The organism is Pseudomonas campi, from assembly GCF_013200955.2.
Taxonomy (GTDB): Bacteria; Pseudomonadota; Gammaproteobacteria; order Pseudomonadales; family Pseudomonadaceae; genus Aquipseudomonas; species Aquipseudomonas campi.
Map to the genome: position 1 here is coordinate 3,517,935 of NZ_CP053697.2, position 13,098 is coordinate 3,531,032.

Below are 13,098 nucleotides of genomic sequence, written 5' to 3' on the forward strand. Positions count from 1 at the left end.
CCAGTGCCAAGGGTAACCAGCCGGCACTCATAGAACAAGCTCGGGACAGAGCTCACGCGTCCTTTTGCCGCTCCAGCGCCACCTGATACAGCAGATTCTTGCGCACCCCGGTGATCTCCGCCGCCAGCGCTGCCGCGCGCTTGAGCGGCATCTCGCCGAGCAGCAGATCGAGCACCCGCAGCGCCTCGCCACTGATCGCTTCGTCGCCTTCGGGCGCCTGCCAACCCGCCACCAGCACCACACACTCGCCGCGCTGCTGGTTGCTGTCGGCCGCCACCCAGTCGTGCAACTCGCCCAGCGGCAAGCCCTTGAGGGTCTCGAAGGTTTTGGTCAGCTCGCGCCCCAGCACGGCCGGCCGATCGGCGCCAAACACCTCGCGCATATCGGCCAGGCATTCGAGAATGCGATGGGGCGCCTCATAGAAAATCAGTGTGCGCGAGTCTTCGGCCACCTGCTGCAGGCGCGCCTGGCGCCCGACAGTCTTGGCCGGCAGAAAGCCCTCGAAACTGAAGCGATCAGACGGCAGGCCGGCAGCCGACAACGCCGCGATCAGCGCACAGGCACCCGGCACAGGCACCACCCGCACACCTGCCGCGCGCGCCTGGCGCACCAGATGAAAGCCTGGATCGGAGATCAGCGGCGTACCCGCATCGGAAATCAACGCAACATCCTCACCCGCCAGCAAGCGCGTAAGGAAACGCCCACCCTCGTCGCGCTCGTTGTGCTCATGGCAGGCCGCAAGCGGGGTGGCGATACCGAAATGCTGCAGCAGACGAATGGAGTGACGCGTGTCCTCGGCCGCAATCAGCGCCACCTCGCGCAGGATGCGCAAGGCACGGGCACTGATGTCATCCAGGTTGCCGATCGGGGTGGCAACCACGTAAAGCGTGCCGGTGGCGGTTACAGATGCAGCGGAAACGCTCACGGGCGGCCCTCGATGACAGCGGAAAGCGCGCATTGTAGCCCGTTTCGCCGCTTCGACATCGCACCGGCTGCGGGCCTTGGGTACAATCGCGCACTCATTTGATCAAGTACCAGGAACGTTTCGATGATCGCTCGCCTGCGCCCGCTTTCCGCCCTCTGCCTCGCCGGCCTGCTGGCCGCCTGTGCCAGCACGCCGTCGTCCAACCTGGGCGAGCTGCCGCGCACCCCGCAAGCCAGCATCGAGCAATTGCTGCAGCAAGCCGGCGCTGCCAGTACTCCGGAGGAAGGCGCCCTGCTGCGCCTGTCCGCCGCCGACCAGGCCTATCAGCAGAAAGACCTGGGCCGCGCCACACGCATCCTCGACGAGATCTCCCTGGACAGCCTGAAGCCGGCCCAGCAGATCTTCGCCAGCACCCTCGCCGCCGAACTGGCGATGACCCGTAACAAGCCGAAAAGCGCACTCAAGGCGCTCGCCCACCCGAGCCTGGAGCGTCTGGGCGAACTGCCGGTCGAGCAGCAGGTACGCACTCAACTGGTCCGTGCCAGCGCCCTGCAGGCCGACGGCCAGACCCTGGCCGCCGCCCGTGAGCGGGTGTTCATCGCCCCACTGCTCAACGGGGCGAGCGCCAGCGCCAACCACGAAGCGATCTGGACTCTGGTCGCCAGCCTACCGCAAAGCCAGCTGCAATCTTCCGGCGACAGCGACCTGGATGGCTGGCTGAGTCTGGCCCTGGCCACCAAGAGCGCCGGCACCCCGGATCAGCAACTGGCAGCCATCGACGCCTGGCGTCAACAGCACCCGCAACACCCCGCCGCACAACAACTGCCTGCGGGCCTGGACAAGCTGAAAAGCCTGGCCGGCCAGCCACTGCAGAAAGTGGCCCTGCTGCTGCCCCAGGAAGGACAGCTGGCTGCGGTCGCCCGCGCCCTGCGTGACGGCTTCATGGCTGCCCACTACCAAGCCCAGCAGGCCGGACAGAACCCACCCGAAGTCATGCTCTATGACAGCTCGCGACTGGCCTCGCTGGATGACTTCTACCGCCAGGCCCAGGCAGACGGCGCGCAACTGGTGATCGGTCCACTGGAGAAGCCGCTGGTCAAGCAACTCAGCGAACGTCCGCAGCTGCCTATCACTACCCTGGCCCTGAACTACAGCGATGCCGGCAGCGAAGCACCGGCGCAACTGTTCCAGTTCGGCCTGGCCGCCGAAGACGAAGCCCGCGAAGTGGCCCGCCGCGCCTGGGCGGACGGCATGCGCCGCGCCGTAGCCCTGGTGCCCAGTGGCGAGTGGGGCAACCGCGTTCTCAGTGCCTTCCAGCAGAGCTGGCAAGCCGCCGGCGGCACCCTGATCGCCGCCGAACACGTCGACCAGCCGGTAGAGCTGGCCCAGCAGATCGCCGACCTGTTCCAGCTGCGCGAAAGCGAAGCCCGCGCCAAGCGCCTGCAGAACACCCTGGGTGGCGCCGTCGCCGCCGTGCCGGCACGCCGCCAGGACGTCGACTTCATCTTCCTTGCCGCCACCCCGCAGCAGGCCCAGCAGATCAAGCCGACCCTGGCCTTCCAGTACGCCGGCGATGTGCCGGTATACGCCACCTCGCACCTCTACACCGGCGGCAGCAACCCGGCCCAGTACCAGGACCTGGAAGGCATCCGCTTCTGCGAAACCCCCTGGCTGCTGGATGCCAATGACCCGCTGCGCCAGCAGGTCGATGGTCAATGGCCACAAGCCGCCGGCAGTCTCGGTCGCCTGTACGCCATGGGCGTCGACGCCTACCGCCTGGCGCCGCGCCTGAGCCAGCTGCAGGCCATGCCCGACAGCCAGGTCGAGGGCCTGTCCGGCAACCTCAGCCTGAGCACCGCCCAGCGCATCGAACGCCAGCTGCCGTGGGCCGAGTTCCGCAACGGCCAGGTCCAGCGCCTGCCGGACAGCAGCAATTAAGCCGACCGGGGAAACCGGGCGCGCCGCCGAAGTCCAGGCGCGCGAGCACCTGCAGCAACAGGGTCTGCGCCTGCTGGCGCAGAACTGGCTGTGTCGCGGCGGCGAGCTCGATCTGGTCATGCTCGACGGCGATACAGTAGTATTCGTCGAAGTGCGCTACCGCCGGCATGTGGCGTGGGGCGGCGCCCTGGAGAGCATCGACGGACGCAAGCAGCAACGCCTGATCCTCGCCGCGCAGCAGTTCCTGCAAAAGGAAAGCCGCTGGTCCAAGCACCCTTGCCGCTTCGACGTGGTAGCCCTGAGCCCCACCCAACTGGACTGGCTGAAGAACGCTTTTGAGACGTGAATAAGCCCGATCAACTCTTTCTAGTCGACCCGCACACGGCAAGTCAGGTAAAAAGCCGGACATCAGGCCAGATGCGAGTCATTATAATTCGCCCGACTCGTGGCACTCCCTCACCGTAGAGGCTGAATCAGCCCGCACACTGAAGGTCTTATCCGATGGACATGCAATCCCGAATTCGTCAGATGTTCCAGGCCAGCATCGATACCAAGCAACAGGCCATGGAAGTGCTGGTGCCGTTCATCGAACACGGCAGCCAGGTGATGGTCAACGCGCTGCTCAACGAGGGCAAAATTCTCAGCTGCGGCAACGGTGGCTCTGCAGGCGACGCCCAGCACTTCTCCTCCGAGCTGCTCAACCGCTTCGAGCGCGAGCGCCCGAGCCTGCCGGCCATCGCCCTGACCACCGACAGCTCGACCATCACCTCGATCGCCAACGACTACAGCTACAACGAAATCTTCTCCAAGCAAATTCGCGCCCTCGGTCAACCCGGTGACGTGCTGCTGGCGATTTCCACCAGCGGTAACTCGGCCAACGTGATCCAGGCCATCCAGGCCGCACATGATCGCGAAATGGTGGTCGTAGCACTGACCGGCCGCGATGGCGGGGGCATGGCCTCGCTGCTGCTGCCGGAAGATGTAGAGATTCGCGTGCCTTCCAAGGTCACTGCACGCATTCAGGAAGTGCACCTGCTGGCCATCCACTGCCTGTGCGACCTGATCGACCGCCAACTGTTCGGGAGTGAAGAATGACCCGCAATCCGCTGATCCTTGCCACCCTCGCCCTCAGCCTGCTGCTGGGCGCCTGCAGCAACCGCAGCATCGGCAACAAGATCGACGACCAGTTCCTCGGCCCCAATGTCAGCTCTGCCGTATCGCGCGCCCACCCGAACCTGAGCAGCCCGACCTCGCACGTCGTGGTGACCAGCTACAACGGCGTGATCCTGCTGGCCGGGCAGACCCCAAGCACGGAGCTCAAGGAGAAGGCCGCCCAGGCGGCGCGCAATGTTCAGGGCGTGACCAAGGTTTACAATGAACTGCAGATCCTCAAGCCAACCTCGGCCCTGGTTCGTAGCAACGACGCGTTGATGACCTCGAAGATCAAGACCCTGATGCTGGCCGATAGCACAGTGCCCAGCACCAAGATCAAGGTGATCACCGAAAACGGCATCGTCTACCTGATGGGCCTGGTGACCCGCGCCGAAGGCGCCAGCGCGACCAATGTAGTGGCCGGGGTAGCCGGAGTGCAGAAAGTCATCAAGCTGTTCCAGTACACCAACTGACGGTGTGATCCACAGATACAGAAAGGGCGCCAATGGCGCCCTTTTTGTTGGTACTCACAACAGCTGGTGACAGCTGCAGGGGTTACTTGACCACTTTCAGACTGGGCCGACCACTCGGACGCGGCGGCTCATCACCCGACGGACCATCGTCATCCGGCCCCTCTCCAGCTTCGTCTTCGTCGACCGGCGGCTCGAGCTCGAAGACCATACCCTGACCGTTCTCCCGCGCGTAGATGGCCAGCATGGCACCCGCCGGAACGAACAGTGAATGCGCCACACCACCGAAACGCCCTTCGAAGCTGACCGCCTCGTTGTCCATGTGCATGTTGCGCACGGCGCTGGGCGACACGTTTAAGACAATCTGCCCATCACTGGCAAAGCCAGGCGGAACCCGCACACCGGGAAACTCGGCATTCACCAGCAGGTGCGGCGTGCAATCGTTGTCGACGATCCACTCGTAGAGTGCTCGCACCAGGTAGGGACGACTGGAATTCATCAAGGACGACCTCCTGTATTAGCGCATGTCGCGCTCGGCGCCGGACAGGCTGGCCTTGAAGCCCTCACGAGCGAACTGACGCTCCATATAGTCCAGCAACGGCTTGGCCGGTTTCGGCAGCTCGATACCCAGCAGCGGCAAGCGCCACAGAATGGGCAGCAAACAGCAATCTACCAGACTCAGTTCTTCACTCAGAAAAAACGGCTTATCGGCAAACAGCGGAGAAACCCCGGTCAGGCTCTCACGCAGCTCCTTGCGCGCCTGCACACGAGCCGGCTCCTTGCTGCGCGAATCGAGGATCAGGTCGACCAGCTTGCACCAGTCGCGTTGAATGCGATGGATCAGCAGGCGGCTATTGGCCCGCGCCACCGGATAGACCGGCAACAGTGGTGGGTGCGGATAACGCTCATCCAGATATTCCATGACCACGGTCGACTCGTACAACGCCAGGTCGCGATCAACCAGGGTCGGTACGCTGCCGTAGGGATTGACCTCGGCCAGATTCGGCGGGCAACGGCCAGGCGCAACATCGATGATCTCGGCACTCACGCCCTTCTCGGCCAGCACCAGGCGCACGCGATGGGAGTAGTGATCGGTGGGGTCGGAATAGCAGGCCAACTTATTCGGTGCGGCCATGATGCCCCTCCTTAAAAAACCAGATTACAGAAACAGAAAAACGCACGCGCCCATTATGGGCGCGTGCGTCTACAGCGGTAACGCGAGGGATCAGTGCACGTCCTTCCAGTATTCGCGCTTGAGCAGATAGGCAAATACGAAGAAGAAGGCCAGATAGAGCAGCACGTAGGTGCCGATACGCTGGCTTTCGAGCTTGATCGGGTTGGCCGAGTAAGCCAGGAAAGTCACCAGATTATGGATCTTCTGGTCAAACTCGGCTTCGCTCAGCTTGCCGGACTTCGGCACGATGGTCAGCTGATCACAGGCTTCATGGGTGATCGGCGAACCGGTCAGCGGGTCGTACTGCTTCTTACCGTCTTCGACCACCTGAACCTGCTTGCAACCGACGACCTGGCGACCCTGCAGGCCGACCAGTACGTTGGGCATGCCGACGTTCGGGAAGACCTTGTTGTTCACCCCATAAGGGCGAGTCGGGTCTTCGTAGAACGTACGCAGATAGGTATACAGCCAGTCTGTACCACGCACACGGGCCACCAGGGTCAGATCAGGCGGCGCAGCACCGAACCAGGTCTTGGCATCACTCGGCTGCATGCCGATCTTCATGTGCTCGCCAATCTTGGCACCGGTGAAGACCAGGTTTTCCATCATCAGCTCGTGCGGGATACCGAGGTCATCGGCAACGCGCTCGTAACGCTGGAACTTGGCACTGTGGCAACCCATGCAGTAGTTGGCGAACGTACGCGCGCCATCCTGCAGGGCAGCTTTGTCGGTCAGGTCGATGTCGACCTTGTCCAGTTCAACTTCCGCGCCTGCGCCGAAAGCGATGGCCGGCAGCGCAGCAATAACAAATGCAGCAAATAGCTTTTTCATCAGCCAGTCACCCTTTCCGGAACCGGTTTAGTCTTCTCCATCCGGGTGTAGAACGGCATCAGGATGAAGTAGGCGAAGTACAGCGCGGTGCAGATCTGCGACAGCAGGGTACGACCCGGAGTCGGCGCCAGCACGCCCAGCACGCCCAGGATCACGAAGGACACGCAGAACACCAGCAGCCAGATCTTGCTCAGCCAGCCCTTGTAGCGCATCGACTTGACCGGGCTACGGTCCAGCCACGGCAGGACGAACAGCACGGCAATCGCAGCGCCCATGGCGATAACGCCGAGCAGCTTGTCCGGAACGGCACGCAGGATCGCGTAGTACGGGGTGAAGTACCACACCGGGGCAATGTGCGCCGGCGTCTTCAGGGCGTTGGCTTCCTCGAAGTTGGGCTTCTCAAGGAAGTAGCCACCCATCTCCGGGAAGAAGAACACGATGGCGCAGAAGACGAACAGGAACACCACCACGCCGACGATATCTTTCACGGTGTAGTAGGGATGGAACGCGATACCGTCGAGCGGAATACCGTTCTCGTCCTTCTTCTTCTTGATGTCGACGCCGTCCGGGTTGTTCGAACCCACTTCGTGCAGCGCCAGGATGTGCAGCACCACCAGACCGAGCAGGACGATTGGCAGGGCGATCACGTGTAAGGCAAAGAAGCGGTTCAGGGTAATCCCGGAGATCAGGTAGTCACCACGGATCCACTGCGTCAGGTCAGCACCGATTACGGGGATGGCGCCGAACAGCGAGATGATCACCTGGGCACCCCAGTAGGACATCTGGCCCCACGGCAGCAGGTAACCCATGAAGGCTTCAGCCATCAGGCACAGATAGATCAGCATGCCGAAGATCCACACCAGCTCACGCGGCTTCTGGTAGGAGCCGTAGAGCAGACCGCGGAACATGTGCAGGTAGACCACCACGAAGAACGCCGAAGCGCCGGTGGAGTGCAGGTAGCGAATCAGCCAGCCGAACTCCACATCACGCATGATGTATTCGACGGAGGCGAAGGCTTCTTCGGCGGACGGGGTGAAGCTCATGGTCAGCCAGATACCGGTGATGATCTGATTGACCAGCACCAGCAGCGCCAGAGAGCCGAAGAAATAGAAGAAGTTGAAGTTCTTCGGTGCGTAGTACTTGGACAGATGGTCTTCCCACATCTTGGTCGCGGGGAAGCGTGCATCGACCCATTCCATGAATTTACTCATCATGCCTTCTCCTGGTCCACGCCGACGATGATGACGTCATCCGACTCGTACGTGTACGGCGGCACCGGCAGGTTCAAGGGGGCGGGCTGTGCCTTGTAGACACGACCTGCGAGATCGTAACGGGAACCGTGGCAAGGGCAGAAATAACCACCTACCCAATCAGCCCCCAAGTCAGCCGGGGCCACTTCCGGACGGAAGGACGGTGCGCAACCCAGGTGCGTACACAGACCCACCAGAACCAGAATCTCCGGTTTGATCGAGCGGGTCTTCTTGTCCACGTACTCGGGCTGCACGGAAGCAGCAGACTCAGGGTCAGCCACGCTACCTTCGAGCTTGCCCAGGTTGGCCAGGATCTCTTCGGTACGGCGCACGATGAACACCGGCTGGCCACGCCATTCGGCAACCATCTGCTGGCCGGCTTCGACCTTGCCGATATTCACTTTCACCGGTGCACCAGCGGCCTTGGCCTTGGCACTGGGGAACCATGACCCCACGAACGGAGTCGCAGCACCCACCGCTCCTGCAGCGCCCACCACAGAGGTGGCCGCTACCAGGAAGCGACGCCGGCCTGCATTCACGCCGTCATTGCTCATTCAGTCGTCTCCCATCAGCTTTGTGGCCTGTGGTCAGGCCTCTACTAGGTAAATATCTAGCCGCACAAAATTTGCCGAATGGTAAAGAAAAGCCCCTTTTCTGACAAGGTAATTACCGGATACAAATTGCTCCGAAGCCTTGCCCGACGCGGCATTCACCAATGCGGCACGTTGTCGCAGGGTAAACAGACGCCCATAAAAAACGCCCAGCTCCGTAAGGAAACTGGGCGCTTTTGAACGTAGCAGCGATTAACGCTTGGAGTACTGCGGACGCTTACGCGCTTTACGCAGACCCACTTTCTTACGCTCAACTTCACGAGCATCGCGGGTAACGAAGCCGGCCTTGCGCAGGGCAGGACGCAGAGTTTCGTCGTAATCCATCAGGGCACGGGTGATGCCGTGACGGATTGCACCCGCTTGACCGCTGACACCACCACCGAGAACGGTGACGTAGATGTCGAACTTCTCAGTGGTCTCGGTCAGCTCCAGCGGCTGACGCACGACCATGCGAGCGGTTTCGCGACCGAAGAAGTTATCCAGGGTGCGGTTGTTGATGGAGATCTTGCCAGTACCCGCACGCAGGAAGACGCGTGCAGTTGCAGTCTTGCGACGGCCAGTGCCGTAATTTTGAGTCGCCGACATAATGAACTATTCCGTTAAATCTTCAGTTCTTGGGGCTGCTGAGCGGTGTGCGGGTGAACAGCACCCTTATACACCTTCAGCTTGCGGTACATGTCGCGACCCAGCGGGTTTTTCGGCAGCATGCCCTTGACCGCGGTCTCGATCACGCGCTCGGGGGCCTTGGCAATCAGCTTCTCGAAGTTGATTTCCTTGATGCCACCCGGGAAACCGGAGTGCGAGTAGTACATTTTGTCGGTGGTCTTGGCACCAGTTACACGCACCTGCTCGGCGTTGATCACGACAATGTAGTCGCCGGTATCAACGTGCGGGGTGTATTCCGGCTTGTGCTTGCCACGCAGACGGCTTGCAATTTCAGTGGCCAGACGACCCAGGGTCTTGCCAGCAGCGTCGACGACGTACCAGTCGCGCTTAACAGTTTCCGGTTTTGCAGTAAAAGTCTTCATTCGCTATAGCCTCAGGGGCCGCCCTGAAAAATAAGACGGCGGATCTTACTGAATAGTACTTGCTTTGACAAGTCAAAGACGGCCGGAAACAGACGCTATCGGGGGCTCGGGTCAGCGCGTCCGCTACGGCGGGGGTTTCGGCGGGCTAGGCATCCCCACCTTCGTTCCCAACAGGCTAGGCATCCCCGCTGAGAAAGCCGCGGAATTATGCCGATTACTACAAAAATAGCAACCTGCTTTATGCTCAGTGCTTTCGCCACCGCCAAGGAGCAGCGCATGGAACATCGTCAACTGGGCCGCAGTGATCTCAACGTCAGCGCACTGTGCCTGGGCAGCATGACCTGGGGCGAGCAGAACAATGAGGCCGACGCCTTCGCGCAGATTGATCGCGCCAGCGCCGCCGGGATCAATTTCATCGACACGGCCGAGATGTACCCGGTACCGCCGCGCGCCGAGACCTACGGCGCCACCGAGCGGATCATCGGCAACTATTTCAAGGCACGCGGCAATCGTGGCGACTGGATCATCGCCAGCAAGATCGCCGGCCCCGGCAACGGCATCGACTACATTCGCGATGGCCAGCTCAAGCACAACCGCGCACACCTAGTCGCCGCCCTCGACGCCAGCCTGCAGCGCCTGCAAACCGACTGGATCGACCTGTACCAGCTGCACTGGCCAGAGCGCAGCACCAACTACTTCGGCCAGCTCGGCTACCGCCACCAGCAGCAGGACTTCACCCCTCTGCAGGAAACCCTGGAAGTCCTCGGCGAACAGGTCAGGGCCGGCAAGATCCGCCATATCGGCCTGTCCAACGAAACGCCCTGGGGCACCATGCAGTACCTGCAGCTGGCCGACCGCCTCGGTCTGCCGCGCATGGTCTCGGTGCAAAACCCCTACAACCTGCTCAACCGCAGTTTCGAAGTCGGCATGGCGGAAGTGGCAATGCGCGAGCAGTGCGGCCTGCTGGCCTATTCGCCATTGGCGTTCGGCATGCTGTCCGGTAAATACGACCATGGCGCGCGCCCAATCACCGGGCGCCTTACCCTGTTCAGCCGCTTCACCCGCTACACCAACCCACAAGCCCTGGCCGCCTGCGCCCGCTACGTGCACCTGGCGCGCAAGCACGCGCTCAACCCGGCGCAGATGGCCCTGGCCTTCGTCACCGCCCAGCCCTTTGTCACCAGCAACATCATCGGCGCCACCAGCCTGGAGCAGCTGGAGTGCAACCTGCGCAGCATCGACCTCAAGCTCAGCCCGGAGGTACTGGCAGGGATCGAGGCCATCCAGCGCGAACAGCCCAACCCGGCGCCCTGAGACAACCGACAGCAAATCGCGACTGAAGCGGCATCCACCCGACCAGCGCCACGCGAAAACGAAAAAGCCCGGCAATCCGCCGGGCTTTTTCATCTCAGCTGCACCTTACAGGGCGCGACTGATGATTTCCTTCATGATCTCGTTGGTGCCGGCGTAGATGCGCTGTACCCGCGAGTCGGCCCAGGCGCGGGCAATCGGGTACTCCAGCATGTAGCCGTAGCCGCCATGCAACTGCACGCACTCGTCGATCACCTTGCACTGCAGATCGGTACTCCAGTACTTGAGCATCGCCGCGGTCGGCACATCGAGTTTTTTCTGCAGGTGCAGCTCCAGGCAGCGATCGACGAATACCCGACCAATCTGGATCTCGGTGGCCATCTCGGCCAGCTTGAAGCGGGTGTTCTGGAAATCCGCCACCGGACGGCCAAAAGCCTTGCGCTCGCGGGTGTAGTCCTTGGTCCACTCCAGCGCCGCCTCAGCCGAGGAAATGGCCAGCAAGCCCACGGTCAGGCGCTCCTGCGGCAGTTCCTGCATCAGGTAGACGAAGCCCATGCCCTCCTTGCCCAGCAGGTTTTCCTTGGGTACGCGCACGTCCTGGAAGAACAGCTCAGAGGTGTCCTGGGCCTTCATGCCGACCTTTTCCAGGCGCTTGCCCTTGGCGAAGCCCGGAGTATTGGCCTCGACCAGGAACAGGCTGATGCCCTTGGCGCCAGCCTTGGCGTCGGTCTTGGCAACCACGATCACCAGATCGGCGAGGAAGCCGTTGGTGATGAAGGTCTTCGAGCCGTTGATCACGTACTCGTCGCCATCCAGCACCGCGGTGGTCTTCACGCCTTGCAGGTCGGAGCCGGTACCCGGCTCAGTCATGGCGATGGCGGTGACCAGCTCGCCGCTGACCAGCTTCGGCAGGTACTTGTGTTTCTGCTCCTCGGAGCCGTAATGCAGGATGTACGGTGCAACGATGTCCGAGTGCAGGGAGAAGCCGACGCCGGACAGCCCCAGGCGCGACTGCTCCTCGATCACCACGGCGCTGTAGAGGAAGTCGGCGCTCATGCCGCCGTATTCTTCCGGGATGTGCGAGCAGAGCATGCCGGCCTCACCGGCCTTGTTCCACAGGGCACGATCGATATGGCCGTCCTTCTCCCACTGGGCGTGAAACGGCACCGCCTCCTGCTCGAAGAATTTACGCACGGACTCGCGAAACTGCTCGTGCTCGTGACTGAACAGGGTTCTTGGAATCATTGTTGCACCTGCATCTGAGTGGTCATTGAGTGAGCAACACTCTAGGCCAGGCCAGAAGGACTAGACACTGGACACATGCGACAAAAAATAAGACGATCCAGCCACTGAATGACCGTTTCACCACCAATAAGAATAATTGCCATGCCTGCGACAACCGCCCTGACCCGTATCTGCATCCTCGCCACCGAAGGTGTGTTCGCCGCCACCCTGATGCAGGCGTGCGACTTCTTCCACATGGCCGGCCTGCGCTACAGCAAGCAGCAGGGCCTGGAGCTGACCACCAATTTCCAGATCCGCGTAATCAGTCCGGACGGCCAGGACGTGACCAGCTTCAGCCAGACCAATGTCCAGGTGGATGGCGCTCTGGAAGCGGCTGACGTGATCATCCTGCCAGCCTTCTGGGGCGACTTCGACGCGCTGCGCCAGCGCTACCCGCAGATCATTGCCTGGCTGCGCGAGCAGCATGCCGCCGGCGCCGCCCTGTGCGGCGAAGCCACCGGGGTGTTCTGGATGGCCGAGGCCGGGCTGCTCGATGGCAAGGAGGCGACCACCTACTGGCGCTTCTTCCGCGAATTTGCCGAGCGCTTCCCCAAGGTGCTGCTCAACCAGGACAAGCACCTGTCGGACGCCGACAACCTGTACTGCGCCAGCGGCTTCACTTCGGCCTGCGACATGTACGTCTACCTGATCGAACGCTTCTGCGGCGCCTCCATAGCCCAGGGCGTGGCCCGCGACATCTTCTACGAAACCCAGCGCACCTACAGCCCGGGTCGCATCGGTTTCGGCGGGCAGAAGCTGCACCAGGACGTGGCCATCCTGCAGGTGCAGCAGTGGCTGGAAGAGCACTTCGCGGAGAAATTCCGCATCGAAGACGTGGCCCGCGAGCATGGCATGAGCATCCGCAACTTCATGCGCCGCTTTCAGGCGGCTACTGGCGACAAGCCGTTGCACTACCTGCAACGCCTGCGCATCGAGACCGCCAAGAGCCTGCTCAGCTCGACGCGCAAGAGCATCAAGACCATCAGCTACGAAGTTGGCTACGACGACGCCAGCTTCTTCGCCCGCCTGTTCCGCCAGCACGCCGAGCTGTCGCCCAACCAGTACCGCCGCCAGTTCTTGCAAAAGGACGGCGCCTGAGGAGAGCCGGCCTAGGATCTGCTGCG

The 13,098-nt window shown here is 62.0% G+C and carries 15 protein-coding genes; 6 read left to right on the forward strand and 9 right to left on the reverse strand.

Translation table 11 applies throughout. From position 1 onward, the window contains the following. Nucleotides 1-52 precede the first annotated feature (52 nt). Nucleotides 53-958, reverse strand: a complete 906-nt coding sequence (gene rsmI, locus HNE05_RS16320) for a 16S rRNA (cytidine(1402)-2'-O)-methyltransferase (protein ID WP_173209289.1) — start codon at nt 956-958, stop codon at nt 53-55. A 90-nt stretch (nt 959-1,048) separates the two neighbouring features. Between rsmI and HNE05_RS16325 the strand changes: the two genes are divergently transcribed. The 4 genes from HNE05_RS16325 (at nt 1,049) to HNE05_RS16340 (ending at nt 4,488) form a co-directional block, all read left to right on the forward strand. Further along, nucleotides 1,049-2,863 carry a penicillin-binding protein activator gene (locus HNE05_RS16325; RefSeq protein WP_173209292.1) on the forward strand — a complete coding sequence of 605 codons (1,815 nt, stop codon included), beginning with the start codon at nt 1,049-1,051 and terminating at the stop codon, nt 2,861-2,863. Continuing rightward, nucleotides 2,859-3,209 (forward strand): YraN family protein, encoded by a 351-nt coding sequence (locus HNE05_RS16330; RefSeq protein WP_173211707.1) that lies wholly within the window; start codon nt 2,859-2,861, stop codon nt 3,207-3,209. The genes HNE05_RS16325 and HNE05_RS16330 overlap by 5 nt, the downstream gene beginning before the upstream one ends. A 155-nt stretch (nt 3,210-3,364) precedes the next feature. Continuing rightward, nucleotides 3,365-3,958 carry a phosphoheptose isomerase gene (locus tag HNE05_RS16335; RefSeq protein WP_173209294.1) on the forward strand — a complete coding sequence of 198 codons (594 nt, stop codon included), beginning with the start codon at nt 3,365-3,367 and terminating at the stop codon, nt 3,956-3,958. Continuing rightward, a complete protein-coding gene (locus tag HNE05_RS16340; RefSeq protein WP_173209296.1) occupies nt 3,955-4,488 on the forward strand; it encodes a BON domain-containing protein in 534 nt (177 codons plus the stop codon). Before HNE05_RS16335 ends, HNE05_RS16340 begins: the two co-directional genes overlap by 4 nt. Nucleotides 4,489-4,570: 82 nt before the next feature. Here the strand turns inward: HNE05_RS16340 and HNE05_RS16345 are convergent, their stop codons facing one another. The 7 genes from HNE05_RS16345 to rplM form a co-directional block, all read right to left on the reverse strand. Then, complete coding sequence (locus HNE05_RS16345) at nt 4,571-4,984, reverse strand: ClpXP protease specificity-enhancing factor (protein WP_173209298.1); 414 nt, start codon at nt 4,982-4,984, stop codon at nt 4,571-4,573. Between the two features lie 18 nt (nt 4,985-5,002). Beyond that, nucleotides 5,003-5,620 carry a glutathione S-transferase N-terminal domain-containing protein gene (locus HNE05_RS16350; RefSeq protein ID WP_173209300.1) on the reverse strand — a complete coding sequence of 206 codons (618 nt, stop codon included), beginning with the start codon at nt 5,618-5,620 and terminating at the stop codon, nt 5,003-5,005. A gap of 90 nt (nt 5,621-5,710) precedes the next feature. Next, nucleotides 5,711-6,490 carry a cytochrome c1 gene (locus tag HNE05_RS16355; RefSeq protein ID WP_173209302.1) on the reverse strand — a complete coding sequence of 260 codons (780 nt, stop codon included), beginning with the start codon at nt 6,488-6,490 and terminating at the stop codon, nt 5,711-5,713. Then, the gene (locus HNE05_RS16360; protein WP_173211708.1) at nt 6,490-7,701 is read right to left on the reverse strand and encodes a cytochrome b; all 1,212 of its coding nucleotides are present in this window, start codon (nt 7,699-7,701) and stop codon (nt 6,490-6,492) included. The genes HNE05_RS16355 and HNE05_RS16360 overlap by 1 nt, the downstream gene beginning before the upstream one ends. Then, complete coding sequence (gene petA, locus HNE05_RS16365; RefSeq protein WP_173209304.1) at nt 7,701-8,294, reverse strand: ubiquinol-cytochrome c reductase iron-sulfur subunit; 594 nt, start codon at nt 8,292-8,294, stop codon at nt 7,701-7,703. Before petA ends, HNE05_RS16360 begins: the two co-directional genes overlap by 1 nt. 249 nt (nt 8,295-8,543) lie before the next feature. Further along, nucleotides 8,544-8,936: a 30S ribosomal protein S9 gene (gene rpsI, locus HNE05_RS16370; protein ID WP_173209306.1), complete on the reverse strand. Its 393-nt coding sequence runs from the start codon at nt 8,934-8,936 to the stop codon at nt 8,544-8,546. A 14-nt stretch (nt 8,937-8,950) separates the two neighbouring features. Then, a complete protein-coding gene (gene rplM, locus HNE05_RS16375; protein WP_173209308.1) occupies nt 8,951-9,379 on the reverse strand; it encodes a 50S ribosomal protein L13 in 429 nt (142 codons plus the stop codon). A gap of 276 nt (nt 9,380-9,655) precedes the next feature. On the opposite strand from rplM, the gene HNE05_RS16380 reads away from it, so the two are divergent. Further along, nucleotides 9,656-10,693, forward strand: coding sequence for an NADP(H)-dependent aldo-keto reductase (locus HNE05_RS16380; protein WP_173209310.1), 1,038 nt, complete (start codon nt 9,656-9,658; stop codon nt 10,691-10,693). Between the two features lie 105 nt (nt 10,694-10,798). Here HNE05_RS16380 and HNE05_RS16385 read toward each other — a convergent pair whose 3' ends face one another. Continuing rightward, complete coding sequence (locus HNE05_RS16385) at nt 10,799-11,935, reverse strand: acyl-CoA dehydrogenase family protein (protein WP_173209312.1); 1,137 nt, start codon at nt 11,933-11,935, stop codon at nt 10,799-10,801. Between the two features lie 141 nt (nt 11,936-12,076). Between HNE05_RS16385 and HNE05_RS16390 the strand changes: the two genes are divergently transcribed. Further along, on the forward strand, nt 12,077-13,072 hold the full coding sequence (locus tag HNE05_RS16390) for a GlxA family transcriptional regulator (protein ID WP_420826973.1): 996 nt from the start codon (nt 12,077-12,079) through the stop codon (nt 13,070-13,072). Nucleotides 13,073-13,098: the final 26 nt, after the last annotated feature.

Bases quoted from the DNA above. Each gene is read 5' to 3' on its own strand.
- HNE05_RS16350 (WP_173209300.1), bottom strand. From the start codon at position 5,620: ATGGCCGCACCGAATAAGTTGGCCTGCTATTCCGACCCCACCGATCAC.
- HNE05_RS16325 (WP_173209292.1), top strand. From the start codon at position 1,049: ATGATCGCTCGCCTGCGCCCGCTTTCCGCCCTCTGCCTCGCCGGCCTG.
- HNE05_RS16390 (WP_420826973.1), top strand. From the start codon at position 12,077: ATGCCTGCGACAACCGCCCTGACCCGTATCTGCATCCTCGCCACCGAA.
- HNE05_RS16385 (WP_173209312.1), bottom strand. From the start codon at position 11,935: ATGATTCCAAGAACCCTGTTCAGTCACGAGCACGAGCAGTTTCGCGAG.
- HNE05_RS16360 (WP_173211708.1), bottom strand. From the start codon at position 7,701: ATGAGTAAATTCATGGAATGGGTCGATGCACGCTTCCCCGCGACCAAG.
- rpsI (WP_173209306.1), bottom strand. From the start codon at position 8,936: ATGTCGGCGACTCAAAATTACGGCACTGGCCGTCGCAAGACTGCAACT.
- HNE05_RS16335 (WP_173209294.1), top strand. From the start codon at position 3,365: ATGGACATGCAATCCCGAATTCGTCAGATGTTCCAGGCCAGCATCGAT.
- HNE05_RS16340 (WP_173209296.1), top strand. From the start codon at position 3,955: ATGACCCGCAATCCGCTGATCCTTGCCACCCTCGCCCTCAGCCTGCTG.
- HNE05_RS16380 (WP_173209310.1), top strand. From the start codon at position 9,656: ATGGAACATCGTCAACTGGGCCGCAGTGATCTCAACGTCAGCGCACTG.
- rsmI (WP_173209289.1), bottom strand. From the start codon at position 958: ATGCGCGCTTTCCGCTGTCATCGAGGGCCGCCCGTGAGCGTTTCCGCT.
- HNE05_RS16345 (WP_173209298.1), bottom strand. From the start codon at position 4,984: ATGAATTCCAGTCGTCCCTACCTGGTGCGAGCACTCTACGAGTGGATC.
- petA (WP_173209304.1), bottom strand. From the start codon at position 8,294: ATGAGCAATGACGGCGTGAATGCAGGCCGGCGTCGCTTCCTGGTAGCG.
- rplM (WP_173209308.1), bottom strand. From the start codon at position 9,379: ATGAAGACTTTTACTGCAAAACCGGAAACTGTTAAGCGCGACTGGTAC.
- HNE05_RS16355 (WP_173209302.1), bottom strand. From the start codon at position 6,490: ATGAAAAAGCTATTTGCTGCATTTGTTATTGCTGCGCTGCCGGCCATC.